The 24,831-nt window shown below is 74.5% G+C and carries 20 protein-coding genes; 11 read left to right on the plus strand and 9 right to left on the minus strand.

From position 1 onward, the window contains the following. Positions 1-66 precede the first annotated feature (66 nt). Positions 67-810 (minus strand): SDR family oxidoreductase, encoded by a 744-nt coding sequence (locus AC07B0_RS06270; RefSeq protein ID WP_467292523.1) that lies wholly within the window; start codon positions 808-810, stop codon positions 67-69. Positions 811-1,015: 205 nt separating this feature from the next. Here AC07B0_RS06270 and AC07B0_RS06275 point away from each other — a divergent pair, with 205 nt between their 5' ends. After that, positions 1,016-2,092, plus strand: a complete 1,077-nt coding sequence (locus AC07B0_RS06275; protein ID WP_467292525.1) for an RNA ligase (ATP) — start codon at positions 1,016-1,018, stop codon at positions 2,090-2,092. A 101-nt stretch (positions 2,093-2,193) separates the two neighbouring features. Here the strand turns inward: AC07B0_RS06275 and AC07B0_RS06280 are convergent, their stop codons facing one another. The 3 genes from AC07B0_RS06280 to AC07B0_RS06290 all read right to left on the minus strand — a co-directional run bounded on the left by AC07B0_RS06280 (position 2,194) and on the right by AC07B0_RS06290 (position 4,565). Beyond that, positions 2,194-2,703 carry a hypothetical protein gene (locus tag AC07B0_RS06280; RefSeq protein WP_356883873.1) on the minus strand — a complete coding sequence of 170 codons (510 nt, stop codon included), beginning with the start codon at positions 2,701-2,703 and terminating at the stop codon, positions 2,194-2,196. Next, positions 2,700-2,945, minus strand: coding sequence for a helix-turn-helix transcriptional regulator (locus AC07B0_RS06285; protein ID WP_055639523.1), 246 nt, complete (start codon positions 2,943-2,945; stop codon positions 2,700-2,702). Before AC07B0_RS06285 ends, AC07B0_RS06280 begins: the two co-directional genes overlap by 4 nt. A gap of 294 nt (positions 2,946-3,239) precedes the next feature. Continuing rightward, positions 3,240-4,565: an ROK family transcriptional regulator gene (locus tag AC07B0_RS06290; RefSeq protein ID WP_469384945.1), complete on the minus strand. Its 1,326-nt coding sequence runs from the start codon at positions 4,563-4,565 to the stop codon at positions 3,240-3,242. Positions 4,566-4,759: 194 nt separating this feature from the next. On the opposite strand from AC07B0_RS06290, the gene AC07B0_RS06295 reads away from it, so the two are divergent. From AC07B0_RS06295 to AC07B0_RS06315, 5 genes are all read left to right on the plus strand, one after another. Further along, a complete protein-coding gene (locus tag AC07B0_RS06295) occupies positions 4,760-6,079 on the plus strand; it encodes an ABC transporter substrate-binding protein (RefSeq protein WP_478865784.1) in 1,320 nt (439 codons plus the stop codon). Positions 6,080-6,089: 10 nt separating this feature from the next. Further along, a complete protein-coding gene (locus tag AC07B0_RS06300) occupies positions 6,090-7,112 on the plus strand; it encodes a carbohydrate ABC transporter permease (RefSeq protein ID WP_478896988.1) in 1,023 nt (340 codons plus the stop codon). Then, positions 7,102-7,995, plus strand: a complete 894-nt coding sequence (locus AC07B0_RS06305) for a carbohydrate ABC transporter permease (RefSeq protein WP_469384948.1) — start codon at positions 7,102-7,104, stop codon at positions 7,993-7,995. The genes AC07B0_RS06300 and AC07B0_RS06305 overlap by 11 nt, the downstream gene beginning before the upstream one ends. After that, positions 7,992-9,371 carry a GH1 family beta-glucosidase gene (locus tag AC07B0_RS06310; protein ID WP_478896990.1) on the plus strand — a complete coding sequence of 460 codons (1,380 nt, stop codon included), beginning with the start codon at positions 7,992-7,994 and terminating at the stop codon, positions 9,369-9,371. The genes AC07B0_RS06305 and AC07B0_RS06310 overlap by 4 nt, the downstream gene beginning before the upstream one ends. A gap of 138 nt (positions 9,372-9,509) precedes the next feature. Next, positions 9,510-10,427, plus strand: coding sequence for an NADP-dependent oxidoreductase (locus AC07B0_RS06315; protein WP_356883880.1), 918 nt, complete (start codon positions 9,510-9,512; stop codon positions 10,425-10,427). Positions 10,428-10,533: 106 nt separating this feature from the next. On the opposite strand, the gene AC07B0_RS06320 is transcribed toward AC07B0_RS06315, so the two are convergent. From AC07B0_RS06320 to AC07B0_RS06340, 5 genes are all read right to left on the minus strand, one after another. Continuing rightward, a complete protein-coding gene (locus tag AC07B0_RS06320) occupies positions 10,534-12,690 on the minus strand; it encodes a discoidin domain-containing protein (protein WP_478896992.1) in 2,157 nt (718 codons plus the stop codon). Positions 12,691-13,025: 335 nt separating this feature from the next. Next, entirely contained in the window at positions 13,026-15,938 is a 2,913-nt protein-coding gene (locus tag AC07B0_RS06325) for a poly(A) polymerase (protein ID WP_478896994.1), read from the minus strand. Next, the gene (locus tag AC07B0_RS06330) at positions 15,938-17,752 is read right to left on the minus strand and encodes an RNA ligase family protein (RefSeq protein ID WP_478897245.1); all 1,815 of its coding nucleotides are present in this window, start codon (positions 17,750-17,752) and stop codon (positions 15,938-15,940) included. Before AC07B0_RS06330 ends, AC07B0_RS06325 begins: the two co-directional genes overlap by 1 nt. Positions 17,753-18,107: 355 nt before the next feature. After that, entirely contained in the window at positions 18,108-18,629 is a 522-nt protein-coding gene (locus AC07B0_RS06335) for a hypothetical protein (RefSeq protein ID WP_478896996.1), read from the minus strand. Positions 18,630-18,709: 80 nt separating this feature from the next. Next, entirely contained in the window at positions 18,710-20,461 is a 1,752-nt protein-coding gene (locus AC07B0_RS06340; RefSeq protein WP_478896998.1) for a VanW family protein, read from the minus strand. A gap of 220 nt (positions 20,462-20,681) precedes the next feature. On the opposite strand from AC07B0_RS06340, the gene AC07B0_RS06345 reads away from it, so the two are divergent. The 5 genes from AC07B0_RS06345 (at position 20,682) to AC07B0_RS06365 (ending at position 24,767) form a co-directional block, all read left to right on the plus strand. Next, entirely contained in the window at positions 20,682-21,689 is a 1,008-nt protein-coding gene (locus AC07B0_RS06345; RefSeq protein ID WP_478897000.1) for an NUDIX domain-containing protein, read from the plus strand. Between the two features lie 61 nt (positions 21,690-21,750). Then, the gene (locus tag AC07B0_RS06350; RefSeq protein ID WP_356878422.1) at positions 21,751-22,281 is read left to right on the plus strand and encodes an SRPBCC domain-containing protein; all 531 of its coding nucleotides are present in this window, start codon (positions 21,751-21,753) and stop codon (positions 22,279-22,281) included. Between the two features lie 98 nt (positions 22,282-22,379). Next, positions 22,380-23,114 carry an SDR family oxidoreductase gene (locus AC07B0_RS06355; RefSeq protein WP_469377790.1) on the plus strand — a complete coding sequence of 245 codons (735 nt, stop codon included), beginning with the start codon at positions 22,380-22,382 and terminating at the stop codon, positions 23,112-23,114. Positions 23,115-23,178: 64 nt separating this feature from the next. Further along, on the plus strand, positions 23,179-23,739 hold the full coding sequence (locus tag AC07B0_RS06360) for a hypothetical protein (protein ID WP_478897002.1): 561 nt from the start codon (positions 23,179-23,181) through the stop codon (positions 23,737-23,739). An 83-nt stretch (positions 23,740-23,822) separates the two neighbouring features. Continuing rightward, entirely contained in the window at positions 23,823-24,767 is a 945-nt protein-coding gene (locus tag AC07B0_RS06365; protein WP_478897004.1) for a TIGR04222 domain-containing membrane protein, read from the plus strand. Positions 24,768-24,831: the final 64 nt, after the last annotated feature.

Below are 24,831 nucleotides of genomic sequence, written 5' to 3' on the forward strand. Positions count from 1 at the left end.
GCAGGGCCGCCCTCCGGGCGACGACGGGAGTTTGACGACAGGCCCTAGTGCCGTGACCGTACGGGCTCATCTGCCGCCGGACACCCGCAGGATCGCGCCCGTCGTGTACGAGGCGTCCTCGGACAGGAGCCAGGCGATGGCTCCGGCCACCTCGTCGGGCCGCCCCGCCCGCCCCAGCGGGATCCCGGCCGCGGCCCGGGCCGGCCGGTCGGGGTCGCCCATCGCCGCGTGCATGTCGGTCTCGATGATGCCCGGGGACACGCCGTTGACCCGGATCCGGTCCGGTCCGAGCTCCTTGGACAGGCCGACGGTGAGGGTGTCGACACCGGCCTTGGTGGCCGCGTAGTGGACGTAGTCGCCGGGGCTGCCGAGCGTCGCCGCCGCCGAGGAGACGTTCACGATGGCTCCGCCGCCGCCCTCCGCCATGTCCCGGGCGGCCCGGCGGCAGCACAGCAGGTACCCGAGGAGGTTCACCTCCACCACGCGCCGCAGGTCCTCGGTGCGGGCGTCGGCGAGACGGCCCAGCGGACCGGTCACCCCGGCATTGTTCACCAGGCCGGTGACCACCCCGAACTCGGCGCCCGCGATGTCGAAGAGCCGCTCCACGGCACACTCCTCGGAGGTGTCACCGCGTACCGTCACGCAGCGGGCGCCCGCCGCCCGGGCGCGCTCGGCCGTGGACTCCGCGGCGGCCTCGTCGCGGGCGTAGCCGAGCACCAGGTCGTGGCCTTCGCCGGCGAGCCGTACGCAGGTGGCCGCACCGATGCCCCGGCTGCCGCCGGTGACGACCGTGACCGGACGACGTGTCATGTGAACCTCCTGGGGCGGGCCGTGGGCCGCGGCCCCGTGCGGGGGGTCGGGCGCGGCGCAGGCTAACACCCCCGATATCCGCTGGACCAGCGTGAATGGCGGCGTGGAGAGTGGTCGGGCGTGGCGGGCCGTCCCCGACGTCCCCCGCCCCCGTACCCGTAGCCGTACCGGTATCCGACCGTGCCGGAACCCGAGGAGCCGCACCATGTCCACCCTGCGCGTGACCGTCGAAGAGCTGACCGTCCACGACCATCCGAACGCCGATGCGCTGGAACTGGCCCAAGTGGGCCTCTACCGCGCCGTCGTCGCCAAAGGCGTCTACCGGACCGGCGACTTGGCCCTCTATATACCCGAACAAGCCGTACTGCCAGCCGAGTTGATCGAGGAGCTGGGTCTGACCGGGCGGCTGGCCGGCAGCGCCGCCGACCGGGTCAAGGCCGTCCGGCTGCGGGGCGAGCTCTCGCAGGGGCTGGTGTGCCGTCCGCGCGCCCTGGACGGCGTGGACCTCGCGTCGGCCGCGCGGGAGGGCGTCGACTTCGCCGGGGCGCTGGGCATCGTCAAGTGGTCCCCGCCCGTCCCGACGACGATGAACGGCGACGTCGAGTCGGCCCCCGATCTGCTGCCCTGGGTGGACGTGGAGAACCTCCAACGCTACCCGCACATCTTCGAACCCGGTGAGACGGTGGTCCTGACCGAGAAGCTCCACGGCACGGCCTGCCTGCTGACGTACGTCGCCGAGGAGAAGCGGGTCCTCGTGTCCTCGAAGGGCCACGGTTCCAAGGGCCTGGCGCTCAAGGAGGACGAGCGGAACGTGTACTGGCGTGCCGTACGCGGCCACGGCGTACCGGACGTCGCGGCGCGGCTGGCCGAACGGCTGGGCGCGAGCCGGGTCGGCGTCTTCGGGGAGGTGTACGGGGCCGGGGTGCAGGACCTGGCGTACGGGGCGCTGGCGGGGGCCGCCGACGCGCCGCCCGGCTACGCCGTCTTCGACGTGTCGGCGGAGATCGACGGGCAGGTGCGCTGGCTGGACCCGGCCGAGGTGCTGGAGGAGGGTGAACTGCCGCTGGTACCCAGGCTGTTCGAGGGGCCGTACGCCCTGGAGACCGTACTGGAGCTGGCCACCGGCCGGGAGACCGTCTCGGGGCGGAGCCTGCACCTGCGCGAGGGCGTCGTCATCCGGCCGGTACCGGAGCGCTACAGCCCCGTGGTCGGCGGCCGCGCCATCGCGAAGGCGGTCAGCCCCGGCTACCTGACGCGCAAGGGGGGTACGGAGTTCGAGTGAGGCCGGTGGCCGGCGGGGCGGAGCCTCAGGGCGCCGCGGTCCGCGGCCCCCGTCCGGCGCGTGAACGCGTCGGACGGGCGGCGTCCGGCCCGTGCCCGGGCCTACGACTCGTCGTCGGTCAGGTCGTCCTGGACCCGCAGCCCCGCCACCCACAGCGGCATCATCCAGTGCACGGCGAGGACGCCGAAGAGCAACGGGGTCGCGGCTGCCTGGAGCGGAGTGTCCGTCAGGGCGCTGTGGGCGCCGGTGCCGAACGCGGCGGCGACCAGCAGCCACAGGGTGATGCGGTGGGCCAGCGCCCGTACCCGGTCGCGCTCGACGAGCTGCCTCTCGTCCAGCATCCGGCCGCGCAGTTCGAGCAGTCCGCGCGTGGCCCCGTTGAGCATGCCGGTGAGCAGGACCCAGGGCAGCAGTGCGACGGCGACCACGACGGCCGGCCCGAGTCCGGGGCCGAAGACCGTGGCGATCCACGCTCCCACCCCGACCGCGGTGAGGGCCATGTGCGTCCCGACCAGCAGTCGGCGGCGTCCCGTCGTGGCATAGACCGCCGCCGCCCGGCGGTCGTTCATCAGGGTGTACATGCGCCGGTCGTAGCGCGTCGTGGTCGTCATTGCTTCCTCCCGTAGACCTCGTCGGTGAGCGGCTGGAACGGCTCCAGGGAGAACAGCGCCTCCACCGGCAGACCGAAGAAACGGGCCACCTTCAGGGCCAGGTCGAGGCTGGGGTTGTACTGCCCGCGCTCGATGTAGCCGATGGTCTGGTAGTGGACGCCCACTGCCTCGGCCAGTGCCTGTCGCGACACCTTCCGCTCGGCGCGGACCACCGCCAGCCTGTTGTGCACCTGCTCGCTCATGTATAAGAAGTACTACATTCAGCAGCGGAAGCACAACATCCGGAACGCCTTACCCGGACGGGGTGTTGTTCGCGACGGACGGCCGCACGGCCCAGGGGGGCCTGCCTGGTGCTGCGGCAATGCCGGCGCCGGACCCCGCAGGACGTGGCGGTGGTCGGCTTCGAAGATTCGAGCGCGGCCAAGGCATCCCGGCCCGGGCTGACTCGACGTCCACCTCGACGGGAGCGCGGCGGAGGCCGCGGGCGGATCAGCCCCGCGTCGGCCCGGCGCCCGCCCCGGGTCCGCTCAGCCCGGTCACGTGGCCGTCGTGCTCCGGACCTCCAGCGCCGTCTGCCAGCCCGGCTGTTCGGGCGGGCGTTCCGGGAGGGTGCGGCGGCCGCCCGCGGCGAAGAAGGCCGACAGGGGGAGCGTCGCCGCGCCCACGGTGACCGCGTCCGGGCCGAGGGAGCCCAGGTCGATGGAGACCCGGGCCGCCGGGTGCCGCAGCGAGTAGCGCGTCGCGTGCTCCCGGACCGCCGGGAGGACGTGCGGGCCCAGCAGCAGGCCGGCCCAGCCGCCGATGAGGATCCGCTCCGGCCGGAACAGGTTGATCAGGTCCGACAGGCCGGCGCCCAGGTACTCCGCCGTCTCCTCCAGGACCTCCAGCGCGAGCGCGTCGCCTCCGTCCGCCGCCGCCAGCAGCGCCGCCAGCGCCTCCTCCTCGTCGATCCCCTCGACCCCTTCGACCCCTTCGGCCTCGTCGGCCCCGCCGTTCCCCCGGCCCGGATTCCCGCCCCGCTCGGCCCACCGGGCGAGGACCGACTCCGCCCCGGTGTACGCCTCCAGGCAGCCCCGCGCCCCGCACCGGCAGCGGCGGCCCCCCACGGACACCGTCAAGTGCCCCCACTCCAGGGCGGTGCCCGAGCCGTCGGTGATCAGGCTCGCGCCGACGCCCGACCCGAAGAGGACCACGACCGCCTCCCGTGCGCCCCGGCCCGCCCCGAACCACATCTCGGCCTGGCCCAGGGTCCGCGCGCCGTTGTCGATGAGGTACGGGACCTCCTCCGGGAGGGCCTTCGTCGCGCGGAGCAGCGCTTCCAGCGGTACCGCGTCCCAGCCGATCGTCTGTCCGTGCACCACCGTTCCGCCGGGTGCCTCGCGGTCCACGATGCCCGGGACGCCCACGCCGACGCCCAGCAGGCGGTCCGTGCCGACGCCGGCGTCGGCGAGGACGGTGGCGATGCCGGTCCGTACGTGGTCCACGATCGGGCCGACGTCGTAGCAGCCGCGCGGCAGCAACGGTAGTTCGGTGCGGGCCAGTTCGGTCAGGGTGAGGTCGAACAGCTCGACCCGCACCCGGGTTTCGCCGACGTCCACCCCGATCATGTGGGCGCTGCCGGGGGCCACCCGCAGCAGGGTGCGCGGCCGGCCGCCGTCGGAGTCGACGATCCCGGCCTCCTCCAGCAGTCCGTCCGCGACGAGCTCACCCACGACGTTGCTGACGGAGCCCGAGCTCAGCCCGGTCTCGGGCCCCAGTTCCTGCCGGCTCATCGGTCCGCCGAAGTACAACCGCCGCAGGACGGCGCTGCGGTTACCGCGCCGCAGGTCCCGCACCGTACGTCCGCTACGCCCCGTGGTCATCTGGCTCCTTCCGCCGTGACTTCGCTCGCAACATACCCCTGCGCGACCCCTTGACGCGACCCTTTCGCGAGGCTTAACTCACGTCCTAAATTAAGGCCTGGACGCAACAGGTGCTGCCGAGGTCACTGGCCGACGACACCCGGGGCCCGGCGTGCCGGCCTTCCCACGACCCTGCCGAAAGGGGCCGATCCGCCATGCGTAGAACCCGAGCCGCTGCCGCCGCCGTGACCGTCTCCCTCCTCGCCGTCACCGCCACCGCCTGCGGCGGCGGCACCGCGGACGGCGGGGGCGGAACCAACACCGCCCCCAAGGAGCTCACCTACTGGGCCTCCAACCAGGGCCCCGACATCGCGGCGGACGAGGCGGCCCTCGGCCCCGAGCTCAAGAAGTTCGAGCAGCAGACCGGCATCAAGGTCAAGCTCGAAGTCGTCCCCTGGTCGGACCTGCTCAACCGGATCCTCGCCGCCACCGCCTCCGGCCAGGGCCCGGACGTCCTCAACATCGGCAACACCTGGTCCTCCTCGCTCCAGGCCACCGGCGCCCTGCTGCCTTGGGACGCCGAGCACTTCGACGCCATCGGGGGCAAGGACCGCTTCGTCGCCTCCGCCATCGGATCGGCCGGCGCCACCGGCCAGGACCCGGCCGCCGTCCCCCTCTACTCCATGTCGTACGCGCTCTACTACAACAAGAAGATGTTCCGGGAAGCGGGCATCGAGAAGCCGCCCGCCACCTGGGACGAGATGGTCACCACCGGCCGGCTGCTGTCCAAGGACGGAAAGTGGGCGCTGGGCGCCGAGGGGGCCAACCTCTCCAACAACATCCACCAGGCCTTCGTCTTCTCCCAGCAGCACGGCGCCGCCTTCTTCGACGCCTCCGGCAAGCCCACCTTCGACAGCCCGGGCAACGTCGAGGCCGTCAAGCAGTACGTCGACCTCATGGCCAAGGACAAGATCATCGCCCCGGGGAACGCCGAGTATGACAAGAACCAGTCTCTCCAGGACTTCGCCAACGGCAGGACCGCGATGGTCCTGTGGCAGAACGCGGCCACCAGCTTCAAGGCCAACGGCATGAAGGACGGCGACTGGGGGGTCGCCCCCGTCCCCGTCCCGGCCGGAGGCACCCCCGGCAGCGGCCGGAACACCAACTCCATGGTCGCCGGGATCAACCTGGCCGTCTTCAGGAACACCGACAACATCGACGGCGCCCTGAAGTTCGTGAAGTTCATGACCAGCGACGAGGAGCAGAAGCTCCTCAACAAGACCTACGGGTCCATCCCGCCGGTCAAGGCCGCCCAGAGCGACCCCGCCTTCGCCACCGACGACCTCACCGTGCTGCGCGAAACCCTCGGCACCAGCGCCGCACCCCTCCCGCAGGTCCCCGAGGAGTCCCAGTTCGAGACCGCCGTGGGCACCGCCGTGAAGGAACTGTTCGCCGAGGCCGCCGCAGGGCGCCCCGTCACCACCGAATCGGTGCGGGCGAAGCTCACCAAGGCCCAGCAGCAGATGGCGAACTGAGCCGCCCGCGATGACCGTCTCACCGTCCGCGCCCCCCGTACCGGCCGCGACCCCGCCCCTGCCACCACCCGCGGCCGGCCCGGTGCGGCGCACCGCCCGCCGGGTCCGCCGCGGCGCCCGCGCCCGCCGCGCCGCCCTGCCCTACCTGCTGCTCCTGCCCGCACTCCTCCTCGAACTGCTCGTCCACCTCGTCCCCATGGCGATGGGCATCGTGGCGAGCTTCCGGGAGCTCACCCAGTTCCACATCCGCGACTGGACCGGCGCCCCCTGGACGGGCTTCGACAACTACGAACTCGCCGTCGACGTCGACCGGCCCGTCGGTGAGGCCCTGCTCGGGTCCTTCCTCACGACCTGCCTGTTCACCCTGCTGTCCGTCGGCCTGTGCTGGCTCCTGGGCACCGCCGCCGCCGTGTTCACGCAGGAGCACTTCCGCGGCCGGGGGTTCCTGCGGGCGCTGTTCCTGGTCCCGTACGCCCTGCCCGTCTACGCGGCCGTCATCACCTGGTCGTTCATGTTCCAGCGGGACAACGGCCTGGTCAACCACGTCTTGCACGACCAGCTCGGCATCGGTGGCGCCGAACACACCTTCTGGCTGCTCGGCGACAACAGCTTCTGGGCCCTGCTCGTCGTCTCCGTCTGGAAGGGCTGGCCGTTCGCCTTCCTCATCGTGACGGCCGCGCTCCAGAACGTCCCCCGGGAGCTGTACGAGGCCGCCGCCCTCGACGGCGCCGGCGTCTGGCAGCAGATCCGGCGGATCACCCTGCCCTCCGTCGGAGCGGTCAACCAGGTCCTGCTCCTGGTGCTGTTCCTGTGGACCTTCAACGACTTCAACACACCGTTCGTCCTCTTCGGCAAGTCCGCCCCCGAGGCCGCCGACCTGGTCTCCATCCACATCTACCAGTCCAGCTTCGTCACCTGGAACTTCGGCACCGGATCGGCCATGTCGGTCCTGCTGCTGCTCTTCCTGCTGCTGGTCACCGCCGTGTACCTGCTGGTCACCACGCGCGGACGGAGGAAATCCGATGCCCACTGACACGCGAACACGAACGCGAACACGGACGCGGACGCGCAGCCCGCTCGACCCGCCCGCCTCGTTCAGGGCGGTGCGGGCCGTCTTCCTCACCCTGCTCGCCGGCTTCGTGGCGCTGCCCGTCTACGTGATGGTCACCAGCTCCCTCAAGCCGCTGGAGGACGTGGCCGGCCAGTTCCGCTGGATCCCCAGCGGGCTCACCGTCCGTCCGTACGCCGACATCTGGCACACCATCCCGCTCGCCAAGTACTTCCTCAACTCCCTGATCGTCGCCGGCGCCGCCACCGTCCTGTCCGTGGTCATCGCCGTCTTCGCGGCCTACGCCGTCAGCCGCTACCGGTTCCGCGGCAAGCGGGTGTTCACCGTCACGGTGCTGTCCACCCAGATGTTCCCGGGGATCCTCTTCCTCCTGCCGCTTTTCCTGATCTTCGTCAACATCGGCAACACCACGGGCGTCGCCCTCTACGGCTCCCGCGGCGGACTCGTCCTCACCTACCTGACCTTCTCCCTCCCCTTCTCCATCTGGATGCTCATCGGCTACTTCGACTCGGTCCCCCGCGAACTCGACGAAGCCGCCACCGTCGACGGCTGCGGCCCCCTCGGCGCCCTGTTCCGCGTCGTCGTCCCCGCCGCCGTACCCGGCATCGTCGCCGTCGCCGTGTACGCCTTCATGACCGCCTGGGGCGAGGTGCTGTTCGCCTCGGTCATGACCAACGACACCACCCGCACCCTCGCCATCGGCCTCCAGGGCTACTCCACGCAGAACGACGTGTACTGGAACCAGATCATGGCCGCCTCGCTCGTCGTCAGCATCCCCGTCGTCGCCGGATTCCTGCTGCTTCAGCGGTACTTGGTGGCCGGACTCACAGCAGGAGCCGTCAAGTGACCCTTTCCCAAACCCGTTTCGTCACCACCAGCCACGCCGTCGACCTCGCCGCCCTGCCCCGCGACTTCGTCTGGGGCACCGCCACCTCCGCCTACCAGATCGAGGGCGCCGTCGACGAGGACGGCCGCGCCCCCTCCATCTGGGACACCTTCTCCCGCACCCCCGGAGCCGTCGACGGCGGCCACAACGGCGACACCGCCTGCGACCACTACCACCGGTGGCAGGAGGACATCGCCCTCATGAAGGAACTGGGCACCAACGCCTACCGGTTCTCCGTGGCCTGGCCGCGCGTGGTCCCCGGCGGCGACGGCCCGGTCAACGCCAAGGGCCTCGACTTCTACGACCGCCTCGTCGACGGACTCCTCGCCGCCGGCATCGCCCCCTCCGTCACCCTCTACCACTGGGACCTGCCCCAGGCCCTCCAGGACCGCGGCGGCTGGCCCGAACGGGCCACCGCCGAGCACTTCGCCTCGTACGCCGGCCTGGTCGCCGGTCGCCTCGGCGACCGCGTCACCGAGTGGGCCACCCTCAACGAGCCGCTGTGCTCCGCCTGGATCGGCCACCTGGAGGGCAGGATGGCGCCCGGCCTGACCGACCTGACCGCCGCCGTCCGCGCCTCCTACCACCTCCTCCTCGGCCACGGCCTGGCCACCGCCGCCGTCCGCGCCGCCGCCCCCGGCGCGCGGATCGGCATCGTCAACAACCTGTCCACCATCGAACCCGCCACCCCGGGCGACGCCGACCGGGCGGCCGCCCGCCGCATGGACGGCCACGTCAACCGCTGGTGGCTCGACCCCGTCCACGGCCGCGGCTTCCCCGCCGACATGCGCGAGGTGTACGGGGTCGACCTGCCCGAACGCCCCGGCGACCTCGACGTCATCGGCGCCCCCCTCGACTGGACCGGCCTCAACTACTACTTCCCGCAGACCGTCACCGCCGACCCGGACGGCCCCGCCCCCCACGCCCGCCAGATCGACCGCCCCGGCGTCCCCCGCACCGGCATGGACTGGGAGGTCGACGCGAGCGGCATCGAAACCCTGCTCATGCGCCTCACCGACGAGTACGGCGCCCGCCGCATCCACGTCACCGAGAACGGCTCCTCCTACCCCGACGCCGTCGCCCCCGACGGCAGCGTCCACGACCCGGAACGCGCCGCCTACCTGACCGCCCACCTCGCCGCCTGCGCCCGCGCCGCCCGCCGCGGCGCCCCCCTCGCCGGCTACTACGCCTGGTCGCTGCTGGACAACTTCGAATGGGCCTACGGCTACGACAAGCGCTTCGGCCTCGTCCACGTGGACTACCCGACCCAGCGGCGCACCGTGAAGTCCAGCGGCCGCCACTACGCGGAGGTGATCGCCGCCCACCGGACCCGGTGACCGCCCCGCCGGACGCGCCGCGCCGTGCCCGCCCCGCCTGCCGGGTCGGGCACGGCCTTTCGTGGTGGGATGAGGAAGGGAGTGCTTCCACCAGCTCACGGAGAGGCGAGGCGCATGTCCGAGGACATCGAGGGCACCATGCGGGCGATGGCGTACGAGACGTACGGCGGAACGGAGGTGCTCTCCGAGACCCGGCTGCCGGTCCCCAAGGTCGGCCCCGGCGAGGTCCTCGTCCGCGTGCGGTGCGCGTCCGTCAACCCGGTGGACTGGAAGATCATGTCGGGCGGGCTCGACAGCCTGATGGACGTCGCCTACCCCGTCGTCCCCGGCTGGGACGTCGCCGGCACCGTCGAGTGGGTCGGCATCGACACCCCCGAGTTCACGGCCGGGGACGAGGTCATCGCCTACGCCCGCAAGGACTGGGTGCACGGCGGCACCTTCGCCGAGTTCGTCACCGTGCCCGTACGCGCCCTCGCGCCGAAGCCCGCCTCCCTGACCTGGCAGCAGGCCTCGGGACTGCCGCTCGCCGGGCTCACCGCCTTCCAGCTGCTGACCCGCCTCGACACCGGGAAGAGCGACACCGTACTCATCCACGGGGCGGCCGGCGGCGTCGGCTCCCTCGGCGTCCAGATCGCCCGCGCGCTCGGCGCCCGCGTCATCGGCACCGCCTCCCCCCGCAACCACGACCGGCTGCGCGAACTGGGCTGCGAACCCGTCGAGTACGGGGACGGCCTCGCCGACCGGGTCCGCGCCCTCGCCCCCGACGGGGTCAGCGTCGTCGCGGACTTCGTCGGCGGCGTCCTCGACACCACCCGGGCCGTCCTCGCCGAGGGCGGCCGGCACGCCTCCATCGCCGACCAGACGGTCCTCGGCGCCGGGGGCCAGTGGATGTGGGTGCGCCCCGTCGGCTCCGACCTCGCCGCCCTGGGCCGCCTCGCCGACGAGGGCCGCCTCACCGTCACCGTCGCCGAGACCTTCCCGCTCTCCGAACTCGCGGCCGCCTTCGCCCTCAGCCAGGCCGGCCACACCGCCGGCAAGATCGTCATCGAGGTCTGAGCGGCACGGCGGTCCCCGCCCGCGACACCTTGAGGGCGTGCGCCCTCCCGTACGCGGACGGGGCGGCCCGCCGGCCGCCCCGTCCGCTCCGGGGGTCAGGGACGGATCAGGGGAACGAGAGCACGGTCGAAGGGACCGTCGAGGTACCGGAGGTGGGCGCGCCGGTGCCGTTGACGACGTGCTCGTACTGGCCGTTGCCGCCGAGCGAGACCACCAGCAGGTCGTGGAACCTCACTCCGGGCTTCACCGGCGTCTGGAAGCCGTGCTCCTGACGGATCGTCGGGTCCACGTTGTAGTAGCAGTAGCTGCCCAGGCCCCAGCCCTCGTGGGTGTTCACCGAGTCGGCCACCTTGTAGGCCGCGTAGCCCTTGACGGAACCGTTCTGGATCGCGGCCTGGTTGGGCGCGTCGTACGCCTTCTCGTTCTGGAAGAAGATCGTGCGGCCGCGCTCGCCGTTCCACTCCACGTCGTACTTGTTGAAGTGCTCGACGAACAGCCCGGTGGCCAGCACGTCGTCCCCGTTGACGCGGAACCCGTAGTCGGAGCGGTTGGTCTCCCAGCCCACCCCGTCCCCGTGGTCGGCCCGCCAGATCCAGGTGTGGTCGACGATCGTGTCGTGGCTGTTGACCACCATGCCGAGCGTCGCCTTGCCGGCGCCCGCGCCGCCGACCCGGATGAACACGTCCTGCACGGTCGTCGGGTTCGCCGCGTGGTCCGTGGCGGCGCCCGCCGGGCCGACCTCCAGCAGGGTGGGCGAGTTGACCGGGCCCGCGTCGACGAGGAAGCCCGCGAGCCGCACCCCGTCCACGTCGGCGACCTTCATCGCGGTCACCCCGTTGTCCGGGACGATCGTGGCGAGGCCGAGGCCCAGCACGACCGTGTCCGGGCGGTTCACCTGGATGGTGCGGTCCACGTGGTAGACCCCGGGCGTGAACAGCAGGTGCAGGCCCTGGGCCAGCGCCTGGTTGATCGTCGCCGCGGTCGCACCCGGCTTGACCACGTAGAACCGGCTGAGCGGCACCGAGGTGCCCTGCGGCGCGCCGCCGCCCCAGGAGGTGCCGCGAGCGTTCACGCGCTTCGCCGGCACGAAGACCTTGTACTCGGCCCCGTCCAGGTACAGGAAGGGCTTCTCCCGCGAGACGGGCGTGGTGTCGAGGGTGGTGTAGGGCGGGTTCGGGTACGACTGCGCCGGCGCGCCCTGGGTCCCGGAGAACACCTGGTTCCACACCGCGTTGGACCAGCCGCCGATCGAGCTGTCCCGGGTGTACCACTGCTGCTGCGAGTAGTTGCCGACCTGCCCGTCGATCTTGGAGTCGGCGATGTAGCCGCCCGACGCCCAGCCGTAGCCGTTCGGAGCCAGGTTGAGGCCGCCCTTCACGTGCATCCGGCGGAAGGGCGCGGCCTGCGAGACGGCCCAGCGGTTGGTGCCGTTCACCGGGTTGAGCGCGAGGTTCTCGGCCGAACGCCAGAAGTTCTGGGTGGCGTTGCCGCCGAACCAGCCGGCGTCGACGGTCACGTCCCCGTTGATGGTGGTGTCGTCGGGGTTCAGCCCCAGGCCCGAGACGGAGGTGTAGAAGCCGATCTGGGCGTTGAGACCGTTGTAGGTGCCCGGCTTGAAGAGGAACTGGTAGCGGCCGGAGCCGAACTGCGCCGACTCCTGCTGCGCGAAGACCTGGTCCAGCCGGCCCTGGATGTTCGGCGTCGACGGGTCGAAGACGATCACGTTGGGGCCGAGGTCGCCGCCGCCGGGGATGACCGGGCCGCTGCCGTCGGTGCCGTACACCTGGAACTCCCACAGCGAGTAGCCGTAGCCGGTGGTGCGCTCGGTGCCGTACATCCGCACGTACCGGGCGGTGCCGGTGATGTCGTGCGTCGCGGTCCCGCCCGCTCCGGCGGAGGCTGAGTACGCGGTGGACCAGTTGGCGCCGTCGGTGGACAGCTCGATCCGGTACGCCTTGGCGGCGGCCGCCTCCCAGCGCAGCACCACCTGGCTGAGCTGCGCGGGCGCGCCGAGGTCGACCTGTATCCACTGCGGGTCGGCGAACTGGCTGGACCAGCGGGTGCCGTTGTCGCCGTCGACGGCCGCGGCGGCCGGGGTGCCGGCGCCCTCGACGCTGGAGGCGGTGGCGGGCCTGCCCTGGGAGAGGAGCGTGGGCGCCGCCGTGGCGGCGGTGCCGGGGAGCAGCACGAGCAGGGCCGCGACCAGTGCGGCGGCGAGGGCCGCGGCGGTGAGTCGTGGCGGGTGATCGGAGAGGCGTGGCATGGGGGGCACTCCTGACGTCTTGGATCCGGGGGGATCGAAGCGTGAGTGAACTGCCCGCCACGGGGGCCGTCAAGGGGTTGGGCGTTCATGAAACGAAGGCCGAATGGTGTGTCAATTGCCGGTCAGGCCTGTGAACTTGGGGTTTCTTCAATCCTTGTGAAAAGTGTTGACGAAAAATCCCGACGAGGCTCTACTGATGCTCCTGACCGCTCCGTTCCGCCGTGCCCGCTGAGGCGGGACGGAGCTCCGGGCAGGCGGACGGCCTTCGGGAAGTGTCCGCACCGGGGAGGCGGACGGCGCCGTGCGTTCGATACTCGTCGCCGTCCGGCGGCCCGTCAGATCAGGTCCGGCACCTCGCCGCAGGCGGCCCGGCCGACCTCGACCCCGGGCAGCGATGCGGACCACGCGGCCCCGACGCCGTCCAGCCGGTCCGCGTCCGGCGGCGCGCAGCCCAGCCCGACCGCGTAGCGGGCCAGCGTGGCCGTCAGCTCGAAGGGGCGGGGCCAGGCGTGCGCGTCGGCCACCCCGGCCTCCTCCAGCGCGCCGAGCAGGGCCCGCATCCGGCCCCGGGCCCGCCCCAGGTTCTCCTCGAACTCCCCGGGCGCCTCACCCCGTACGGTCACCACGGCCCAGGCCGCGTGCCGCCGGTGCAGCGGCGGGGCGCACAGCAGCCCCTCGAAGCCGTCCGGCTCCGCCTCCAGCACCTCCCAGGCCAGGTACAGCTCCCGCACCAGCAGGTCCCGCAGCCCGGCCCCGACCTGAGCGGTACAGCTGCGCACCGGCTCCGACGGGGTCAGTACGGTGACCGGCGCGGGGCCGGATCCGCTCCCCGGCCCCGCCGGACCGGACGGCAGGAGCTCCACCGGCTCGTTCCAGTCCCAGGCGGCCCACGTCCCGAAGAACTCCCGCCGCAGCGCCGCCGGCTCCAGGTCCCGGGCCGTCCGGACGGTCCGCGCGGCCAGCACCGCCCAGGCCAGCCCCGGCAGTCCGCCGAAGGGAGCCGAGTCCAGACCCCGCGCCCGCGCCCAGGCCTTCACCTCCAGCGCCAGCCGGGAGAAGGCGGCGGCGCCCTCCGCGCCCACGGACTCCCGTACGGCGTCCGCGTCGCCGAGCGCGCTCAGCGCCACCGCGGCGGCCTCGCCCAGCTCCGCCCGCCTTACGACGGCCTCCGCCGGGTCGGTGCCGCCGGTGGCGACCACCACCAGGTCGACGTCCCGCTGCCCGAGGCGAAACCGCAGCCCCGGCACCCGAGCCCCCGTCACCTCCCGCAGCCGCACGGCCTCCGGCAGCGCGGCCGCCACCCGCTCCCGCAGCCCGGCGCGGCCCGGCCCGCCCGGCACCAGCGCGACCAGGTCCAGATCGGCCCACGGCGGAGCGCACCCCATCCGCCGCGACCCGGCGACCCGCACCACCGCGCCGTCCCCGAGGGCCGCGGCCACCCGCTCCACGACCTCCGCCGTGGGCAGCCGCCGCTCCTCCCGGGCGGCCCGCTCCGGCCAGGTCGCCTCCGGCGGCCCCGTACGGTAGGCGGCCAGGGGCGATGCCTCGGGCAGCGTGCGCACCTCGCCCGTGCCCAGTTCCACCGTCGCCCGGACCTCCATCGGCCCCTCGCCGCGCCGCGACAGCACCGCGAGCCGCCCGACCGGCGCGCTGCGCCCGCCCGCGAGCCGCGCGGTGAACTCCCGCTCCGCACGCCGCGGATCCCGGCTCCGCCCCAGCGTCAGGTGCGGGGTGTAGCCGCCGGCGCGGCCGGGCCCGGCGCACCCGGGGAAGCGTTCCGCCAACGCCCGCCGCAGCGCCTGCCACGCGGTGTCCCCGTCGGCCGCCGGGTCCAGCCACACGGTGGCCTCCTCCCGGTGCCCGAAGGCGTGCACGCCCTCCAGCCGGGCGGTGAACGGCGCCGTCCCGGCCGCGACGTCGCCCAGCAGCGGCAGCGCCCCGTCGAAGGAGGACTCCGGTACGAAGCCGAACAGCAGGTTCACGTGCGCGGGCCACCGGCCGTACGCCGGGTCGTGCCGCCGCCGCAGCTCCGCCACCGCCGGGTCCTCCGGGGGCAGCCAGGCCACCGCCGTCCGCGCGGTCGCCGGTACGCCGAGCCGCGCGGGCCCCGCGTCCGGCGTCCCGTACTCCAGCGTCCCGTACTCCAGCGTCGCCTCCACCCCGTAGTGGTCCGAGATGAACAGCCCCTCCGGGGCGGGGGAGTCGCCCCGCAGCGCGGCCGCCGCCACCCGCGCGGCCGACGACCGCAGCAGGATCCGGTCCAGGCGGCCCGGCCGGCCCGTCAGGGAGCCCACCGCGGCCAGCGGGTTGCCGACGGGGTCGAAGGTCGGGGTGTCGTCGCCGGCCCCGTGCACCTCGCTCCACGCGTCCCGCAGCCCCAGCGCGGCGGCCGGCCCCTCGGCCCCGGACCGGCCGTCGTTGAAGTCGCCGAGCAGCGCCAGGTCCGCTTCGAGACCGGCCGTCCCCTCGGCGATCCGCGCCAGTTGGACCGCGCGCAGCGCGGCGCCGTTCTCGGTGTGGTCGCTGGTCAGGTGCGTCGCGGCGACGACGAGCGGCCCGGCGGCGGTGTCCACGGTGACGGCGGCGACCGCCTTGTGCCGCCGCAGCACGTGCAGCCCCGCCTCCCGCACCGGCAGCCGGCTGAGGATCAGCAGCCCGCAGCCCGGCACGTCCCCGCCGTGCGGATCGGTGCTCAGGGTGTACCCCGCCCGCACCCACGGCGCGGCCAGCACCAGTGCCAGCAGGGCCGGTTCGACCTCCTGGAGCGCGATCACGTCGGCGTCGGCGGCCTCCAGGTCGGCCAGCAGCAGCGGCCTGCGCCGCGCGGTGGCGATGAGCGGGGCGTCGTAGCGGTCCCACAGGGTGTTCCAGGACAGCAGCCGGACCCGGGCCGGAGCCGCGGCGACGGGCTCGGCCCGAACCGGCCGCCAGGCGCCGCCGCCCGCGGGGTCCCATGCGTGCGGGGTGCGGGCGGCGAAGAAGGGGGCGTCCAGCAGACGCCGTTCACGGACCCGCCCCGCCGGGGTCGTGTCGATCACGTCCACCCCGGTCGCGCGGTCCCACACCAGCTCGCCGTCCGCCTCGACGAACAGCACCCGGTGCCAGGGGATGTCGCCGCCCGGCACGAAGGAGGGCAGCGGGACCCGCTTGGGGGCGGCGCCGCGCTGGAGCAGGCCGAGCGTGAACCGCGCCGGATCGAACCGCGGGTCCCAGCGGACCTGGTGGTAGAGCTCCTCACTGGTACGCATCAGACGTCCTCCCCCGTGTCGCCGGCGCCGTCACCGCGCGTCTCGTCCCGCGGGCCCGCGCCGCCGGCCGTGTCCTCGACCGTGCCGCCCGCTCCGACGTACCAGGTCCGGTGCGCCTGGCCCGGATAGGGCGGGCTGAACCGGCGCAGCTGCCCGGTGAGGACGGCCTCCGGTACGGGATGCTGCCGCACGGCGTTGCGCCGCAGCAGCTCCGCCTCCCCGACCAGCACCACCGCGTGGGTGACCAGCGCGTCGCGGCGGTGTGCCACGGCCCCGGCCAGGCCGCGCTGCTGCTCGGTCAGCGAGGTGGCGTCCCAGACCACCGTCCCGCCCGCGGCCAGGGCCCGGTCCAGCCGGTCCAGGCCCTCGCGCAGCACTTCCGGATTGGCCCGCTGGTCGGCCCGCGAGCCCCGGGCGGCGCGCAGGTCGTCGAGACCGACGTACGCGTCCACCCCCGGCAGGGTCCGCGCGAAGGTGCTCTTGCCGCTGCCCGAAGGCCCGCACAACTGCACCAGCCGCGGTCGGGACGCGGCGTCGCGCCAGCGCCAGGTCGCCGCGACGGCCTCCTCGGGGGTGGAGATCCCGCCCCGTCCGAAGGCCTCGCGGGCCTCCGCCCAGCACCGGTCCGCCGCGTCCGCGTCCAGGCCCGCCAGGGCCCGCCGCAGCCCTTCGCGGAGCGCGCCCAGCGGGTCCGGGCCGAGCAGCCCCGCCTCCTCCGCGTACAGCGCGGACCACTCCGCGCACTCCCGCGCCCCCGCGTCACCGTCGGACCCGGGGGAGTCGGAGGAGCCGGGGGAGTCGGGGGAGCCGGGTACCGAGAGCGCCAGCGCGTGCAGCACCCCGAGGTCGGCGGCCGCCGCCATGCGGACCAGCCCGGCCCGCCGCCGCTCGTCCGGGAACGGCCGCCGCAGGGCCGGGTACAGCCCCACCAGGTCCGCCACCCGGCGCGCCGCCGCCATGCCGAGCGGGCCCCCGGCCAGCCGCGCCGCGAGGGCCGCGCGGGGTTCCCGGTGCAGGACCGCGGCCAGCACGCCGGTCAGCCGGGCCTCCCCGGTCCGGCCCGCCGCGTCGAGCCGGGCGGCCGTGTCGGCGGCGGCCTCCCGCGCCCCGGGCGCCGGTCGCGGCTCCATGCCGAGCGCACCGAGCAGCCCGGGGACGTCCGGCTCCGCGCCCGAGGCGGCCGCCCACAGCGGAGCCGCCGGGCCGAGCCCGTTCGGCACCACCGGGGCGTACATCCAGTGGGTGTCGGTCTGCACGTGACCGCCCCGGACCCACTTGGCGACGTAGCGGCCGAAGTCCTCGCGTCCGAAGCCCGCCACGGTCCGGACGACGTAGCCCTCCTGGCGGCTGGTGTCGAGACGCAGCCGGCGCAGCGCGCGTTCGTCGTAGACGCCGCGCCACAGCACGCGCGGGGAGGGCACGCCGAGACGGCGCAGGAATCGCACGGTCCGGTCCCAGTCCAGGCAGTGGTCGCCGTCCCACACCGAGAACCCGTAGAACCAGCTGTCCAGGTCCTCGTAGGCCAGCGAGTGACGGGCGTACACGTTCTCCCCGCACACCCGCCAGCCGTCGGGGATCCCGGCGCCGATCCGGCCCTGGAGGCCCTTCACCCAGGCCCGGGAGGGGTGGTGCGCCGAATCGAGCGAGCGCGCGTGCAGGCCGTCCGCGTACAGGGTGGTGTTCTCCCCGTCGAGCTTCTCGGTGACCACCACCTCGCGCCCGGCCAGCGCCGAGGGCCCGGAGGCCCGTACGTCGTCCGAGGACGCACCGGGGGACCAGGGCAGATGCGCCGTACGGGGGTAGTGGGTGCGCATGGCGGGCTCCTGGTCGGCGGCGGGGTGTCCGGTCACTCTAGGTATCCGGATCGGGCAGATCCACCCGATTTACCGCCGTGCACGGGGCGTTCGGCTCAGCCGGCGCCCTCCGGGACGGCCACCGCCGGCCGTCCGCCCGCCGGGAACACCAGCCGGCCCGGCCGGGCCCCCGGTCACGGCCCTAGGGCCTGTCGTCAAACTCCCGTCTGCCCCGCGACGCCTGGCACGCGCTCTCGCCGCACCGGGCGAAAGCCAAGTACGTCCAGTACGCGGGCTTCCGCCCGGCGCACCGAGAGCACGCACCAGACGCCGCAGGGCCGCCCTCCGGGCGACGACGGGAGTTTGACGACAGGCCCTAGCGGCACAGGGCGACGATCGCCGGGTCCACCCGGCCCCGGGCCGCCGCGCACAGGGGCGCCATGTCGAACGTGCGCTGCGGCGCGGGCCGGGGCGCGGGGCGCGCGGGCCGCCGCTTCGGCGCCTTCGGTGTGCGGGGTTTCGCCGCGGGGCCGGCGTCACGCGCACGGTGCGCGGGCCGCGCGGGCCGCGCGGGTTTCGCGGGCCGGGCCGGCCGCGCGGGGGCGGCCCGGCGCGGCGGCCGGTCGTCGGCCCGGGGCGGTGCGGCCCGCTCGGGTGCGGCCCGCTCCGCGGCGGCGGCCACGGGCGCCGGGGGCCCGGGGGCCGGTGGCGTCGGCGTGGCGGCCTCGGGCAGGGGCGTCAACGGCCAGGCGGTGGAGGCGGGTTGCCGGGGGACGGTGCGGGACGCCGCCGGATCCAGCCGTGGCGACCCGGCGGGCCCGGTCGGCCGCACGGTCACACATCCGGTGGCCAGCATCAGCACGGCGAGGATCAGGGGCAGGGCCCGGCGCGACTGCATCCGCCCAGCCTGCCGTACCGCGGCGGCCCGGGACGCCCGCCGTCACACTGATGGGTGAGAAGAGAGGAACGGGCGGTTTCTCAGGAGCCGCAGGTGACGGTGTCGCGCGGGGTGTACCGGGTCTTCATCGTCTCGCGCTTCACCTCCTGACCGCCCTTCACGAAGATCCGGTCGACGGCCACGTCGAAGCCCTCCAGCGGGGACTGCGGCTCGCAGGCGGGGCTCGTACCGGTGCGGGTGGCGGGCGGTTTGACGTTGGTGCGGGGGCCCTTCTCCGCCTTGACCTCGTCGTACTTCTTCGTCCCGAGGAAGGTGACGGTGACGGAGGTGTCGGTGGCCTCGGCCTGGATGTAGAGGGCCCTGCCGGAGTCGTTGGCGAAGCGCAGGTCGAGGCTGCCCCAGGCGACCGTGGCCTCGCGGCCCTCCGGGTAGCGCTCGATGTAGAAGGAATGGGCCCCGTACTCCACGGGTTTGACGCCCGCGAAGAACATCGCGTTGAAGACGGTGGTCGCGACGGCCGAGACACCGCCGCCCGCGGCCTTCTCGTACCGGCCGTTGTTGATCATGATGCCGTCGACGAAGCCGTTCTCCTTCGTGCGTTCGCCGACCCGCTGGTTGAAGCTCCACGTCTCGTCGGGCATGACCACCGAGCCGTTGATCAGCTCGGCGGCCCGGCCTATGTTCGTCGTCCGGTACGGGGCCCGCTCGAACGGCACGGTGAACGAGGACACCTTCTCCTTGATGCCGAGCCGCGCGACGCCCTCGCGGGTGAGCCGGGGCTGGACCTCCTCGGTGGCGACCTCGCCCGTGCGGGCCGCCGCGCCGCTGCGGGTGAGCAGCGGCAGCACGGCCTTGCCCAGGGTCCCGGCGGTGACCTGGCGGCCCGCGCGGCCGTCCTCGGTGACCGAGACCTGGCCGGCGCCGTCGACCCGCAGCTTCGTCTCGACCGGCCCCGGCGAGGCCTGCCGCAGCGGCCCGCCGACGGCGGGATCGGCCAGCAGGGCCTTCTCGTCCAGGACGGGCACCAGGCGGCCCTTGCCGTCGTCCTTCATCGACAGGTGCCGCCCCAGCACCGCCGGGGCGACCGGTACGCGCTTGCCCTCCACGGTGAGGGTCACCGGCGCCGATACCGCGGGTTCGCCGAACTCCTTCAGGGCCCGCTCCGTCTCCTGCTGTCCGACGCGGGGCTCCGTGCGCCGCACGGGCAGTTCCACCGGGTCCGCGGAGCCCGCCGGGCGCGGGTAGGCCGCGCGCAGCACGTCGAGCGAGCGGTCGGCGTCGAGGGCGATCCCCGCGGCCGGGGCCGTGGCCTTCGCCTTGCCCTTCTCGAAGGTCACCGAGCCCTCGCGGGCTCCCTGGCCGGTCTTCTTGCCGAGCCCGTCGAGGGCCGCCCGGGCCGCCTTCTCGTCGAAGCGGACCACCGGCCGCACGTCCGGGTCGCCCGCGGCGAAGAGCCGGCCGATCACGGTGAACGGACCCGAACCGGCGCGCGCGGCGCGGTCGACGGTGGCGGCGGTGTCCAGCGACAGGCCGAGGGTGGCCGGGGCCGCCCGCTCGGTGCGCTCGCCGATCCGCAGTCCGAGCGGGGCCGTCGCGGACGGTCCGAGGTCCCGGGCCAGGGCCCGGCGGGCGTCGGCGCGGGTCATCCCGCCTATGTCGACGCCGCGCACCTTCGTGCCCGGCGCGACCTCCTCCCCGGCGAGGAGCAGCCCGGCCGCGTACAGCCCGCCGAAGGCGAGCACTGCGGCGCCGCCCGTGACCCCGGCGACCTTCGGCGCGGTCCACCGCTTTCCGGTGGCCTCGCGGGTCTCCGTACGGCGTGCGCGTCGCATGGCTGTGCTCTCTCCTCGGGCCGGTGACGTGGTCGGACCGGCGGTTTTCACACCGCCAGCCCGCATGGCGGACCGTATCAAGATCGACATAACCAGGTAATAAGGAGGTATAGGGAGGGTAAAGCGGATCTGGGTGTTCCGGCCCGGTGTCCGCCGTAACCCGCGCACCGCGCCCGCTGTTGCACAGCCGACGGGCCCACCCACGTCGAACGGAGTACCGATGCCGCAGCTGACCGACGACCCCGGACGGGCGGGCACCTGGATGACCCCGCAGGAGTACGGCGCCTCCCGCGCGACGCTCTGGACCGCGGCGGTCGTCCTCGTCACCGACACCGACGGGCGGGTCCTCGTCCAGAGCGTCGACTACCGCGCCGACCGGCTGCTGCCCGGCGGAGCCGTGGACGCGGGGGAGTCGCCCGCCACCGCGGCCGCCCGCGAGATGCGCGAGGAACTCGGCGTCGACGGCCACTACCCGCACGGCCTCGCCGTCGACTGGATCCCCGCGGACACCCCGGGCTTCCCGCCCGAGATGCGCTTCCCCGGCGAGATCCTCCACGTCTACGACGGCGGCACCTGGACCCCCGACCGGATCGAGTCCGTCCGGCTCCCCGCCCAGGAGGTCACCGGCATCGACTTCGCCGAACCCGCCGACCTGCCCGCCCTGATGGACCCCGGCGACGCCCGCCGCGCGCTGTCCGCCCTGCGCGCCCGCATCAACGGCTCCGGCCCCGCCCTGCTGGAGGCCGGCCGCCCCACCGCCCCCACCGCCCTCGACCGGCTCGGCGTCCTGCGCACCCGCCGCACCCCGCAGCACGGCCCCTGGATCCCCGGCCCCGTCCCCGCCCACCTGCCCGTACGGGAACGCTCCGGCTGGCTCTTCGCCCCCGACGGCCGGGTCCTGCTGCTCGTCGCCCGCGCCACCGGCGCCGCACACCTGCCGTCCCCGACGGCGGAACCGGCCGTATCCGCCCTCCCGCTGGGTTACCGGTACGCCGACCGGGGAGCCCTCGCCCGCACCGCGGCCCGCCTCACCGCCGTGTCCCCGGCCGCCGACCCCGCGTACGCCCGGCTGCTGGCCACCCCCGAACAGGTCCGCGAACTCAGCGACTGGGGACCGGCGGGCCACCACGAACTCGCGGCCGTGCACGCCGCCTGCGCCCGCCTCTCCCTCCCCGCGCCGCCCCGCACCCCGCCGACGGAACTCCCCGAACACGGCACCCGCTGGTGACGCCCCCGCCGCGACCGGACCAATCCGGCGCCGGGGGCGGCCGGTCCCGCAGCATGGGGCCATGACCGACAGTGACATCACCTACACCCTGTACGTCCAGGCCGACCCGGCCCGGGTCTGGCAGGCCCTCACCGAACCCGCCCTCACCCGCCGTTACTGGGGCCTGAGCTTCGAGACGGACTGGTCGGTGGGCTCACCGATGGCCTGGGTCGAGCGCGGCGCCCGCACCAGCGACCCCGAACAGGTGGTCCTGGACTGCGTACCGGACCGCAGGCTCTCCTACACCTGGCACACCTTCACCCCGCAGTGGGCCGCCGCCGTCGGGATCGACGAGGAACTGCGCGCCGAACTGGCGGGCCAGCCGCGCACCCGGGTGACCTACGAGATCGAGCCGGTCGGCGACACCCTCGCGCGGCTGACCGTCCACCACGAGGGATTCGTACCGGGCGGCACCCTCATCGGCATGTGCGGCCGGGCCTGGCCCCTGCTCGCCTCCAGCCTCAAGACGCTGCTGGAGACCGGCGCCCCGCTGCCGGAACAGGGACACGACGAGGCCCAGGGCTCCGGCGGATACGAGTCCCACGGCCTCTGAACCCCACCGGGCGGGGCCGCCCGCGCCCCGGCCCCGCCGCGGCGACGGCACGGCACACCTGTGATCATGTGCAGCGACCACGAACCAGGGGGAACCACATGACACTCGCACACCACCGCGTCGTCATCACCGCCGCCGGCCGGGACTTCGGGCGGACCCTCGCCCTGCGGTGCGCCGCCGAGGGCGCCGAGATCTACCTCTCCGCCAGGACGCTGGAGGCCGCCGAACGCGTCCGCGGGGAGATCCGCGCGCAGGGCCTCGACGCGGACCGCGTCCACGCCTTCGCCTGCGACCTCACGGACCCCGCCTCCGTACGGGAGTTCGCGGCCGCCGTCGCCGCCCGCACCGACCACGTCGACATCCTCCTCAACAACGCCTCCCGCTACCAGCACGGGGCGGACCTGCTGTCCGCCTCGGACGAGGACGTCGTCGAAACCCTCGCCTCCGGCGCCACCGGCACCGTCCTGGTGACCAAGGCCTTCCTGCCGCTGCTCCTCGCCTCCGCGAAGCCGGACATCGTGACCATGGTCTCGGGCTGCGGCGAGAAGGGGAACCACCGTTCCGACGCGCACGACTCCTTCTACGCCGCCAAGAGCGCCCAGGCCGGCTTCACCGAGGTCCTCTCCCGCCGCCTGCGGGGCCAGGGAGTCCGGGTGATCTCCCTCTACCCGCCCGACTTCGACAACCACGACCCGCTCTCCCCGGCCTGGGAGGGCGCCCCGCGCACCGCAAAGGACCCGCTCACCGCGCAGTCACTGGTGGACTGCGTCCTCTTCGCCGTCGGCCAGCCCCGGGACTGCTTCATCAAGTCCTTCTACTTCGAGCAGGTCTGACCGCCACACGCCCCAGGGGACCCCTGCGCGCCGCCCGCGCACCCCGGTCGTGTGGAATGGCCGCATGGGGATACGCGAGCACCAGACGATCCGGGAGCCGGGCGGCGACCAGGCGGACCCCGCCGGGCGGACCCTCCGCGAGCCGGCGACTCCGCTCCCGCAGCGGCCCGACGCCGGCCGCCCGGGCTACGCCGGACACCTCGACCGGCTCGCCGCCGCCTCGGGCGCCGTCGCGGCCGAGGCCGAGGCGGTGGCCGCCGTCCTGCGCGACCCCGACCCGGTCATGGCCGAGAGCGCCGTCGTCACCCACCTGGACCGCCGGGCCGTACGGCTCCCGGCCGACGGGGAGTTCCCCGACTGGGCCCGCGCCCTGCGCCCCGCCGTAGACGGCCGGGCCTTCCCGGCCCGCCGGCTGCGCGAGTGGAGCCTGCTCAAGGCCCTGGCGGCGGGCCGCGCCTGGTCGGCCGCGGAACTCACCGCCGCCTCCGACTGGTGCCAGCACACGGCCGCGCTCTCCCCGGCCCCGTACGAGGCGCTGGCCCTCCTCGCCGCGTCCGCCCGGACCGGCCGCGTACGCGGCGCCGCCGCCCAGCGGCTGCGCCGGCTGGCCCTTCCCCGCGCGTAGCGGCGACCGAGGCCGCCCGGGGTGTTGCCGGACCCCGGGGGCGGCGCCACACTCACCCCAGGCGCGTACACCGGGGGGTAGCCGTGTGGTTTCCGTACCTGTTCCTGCCGTCCGCCCTGTTGCTGGTGGCGGGGGATCTCCTGCGGCTGCGGGCCCACCGCCGCATGACCCGGCCCCCGGTGCGCACTCCGCGGCCGCCCCGGGAACCACTGACGATGTACGAGGTGGCGTACCTGCGCAACGGCAACGCGGCGGTCGTCGAGACCGCGATGGCGGCGCTCCACCTCGCGGGGCGCCTGCCGGTCACCGCGGAGTACGGGCTCGACCTGACGGCCCGGAGCCCGCGCGACCCGGTGCAGGCCGCCGTCCTCGCCCGCAAGGGCGCCGGGGCCACCCGGCCGGCCGCCGCCGTGCGCGCCGAGGCGGCCGGTTCGGCCGCGGTGCTCCGGGTGGCCGCCCGGCTCGTCGAGCAGGGCCTGGCCATGGACGCGGCCCGCGAGAAGGCGGCCGACGACGCCACGGGCTTCGAGGCCGCGGCGGCGCTCCTCGCCGGCGTCCTCGGCGTCGCGGCGGTGATCTGGTCCGCCGTCGCCGACGGCCCCGGGCAGTGGCTCCGGCCGCTCGTGGCCTTCGCCCTGCTCCTGGCCGTTTGGGCGGTGGTGTACGGGCAGCGCGACCCCCGGCCCCGCGCCCGCGGGGCGAGCCCGGCCGGCCGGGCCCTGTACGAGCGGGTCCTGGCTGACGGGTCGTGGGAGCCGCGCCCCGACCGCGGCACCAGCCTGCCCGTAAAGAGCCGCAGGACCGTCGCGCAGGTCAGCCGGCGCGGACTGGACGCCGTCACGCTCCCCGTACTCGCGCTGGCCATGAGCGGCGGCCCCGCGCCCGGGCGCCACGAGCCCGGGCGGGCCGGGGGCGCTCCCGCGCGCTCCCGCTCTTCCTCCGCCTCCTCCTCTTCCTCGGACGGCGGCCGCATCTCGGAGCCCCCGTCCCTGGGCGCGGGGTGCGCGGGCTGCGGCGGCGGTTTCTGAGCGCACGCGGGGGGCCCGCGGCGGTCCCCGCCGGGTTCCCGCCGCGGTCACCGCCGCCGAAGTG

Source organism: Streptomyces sp. NPDC044704 (assembly GCF_056433525.1).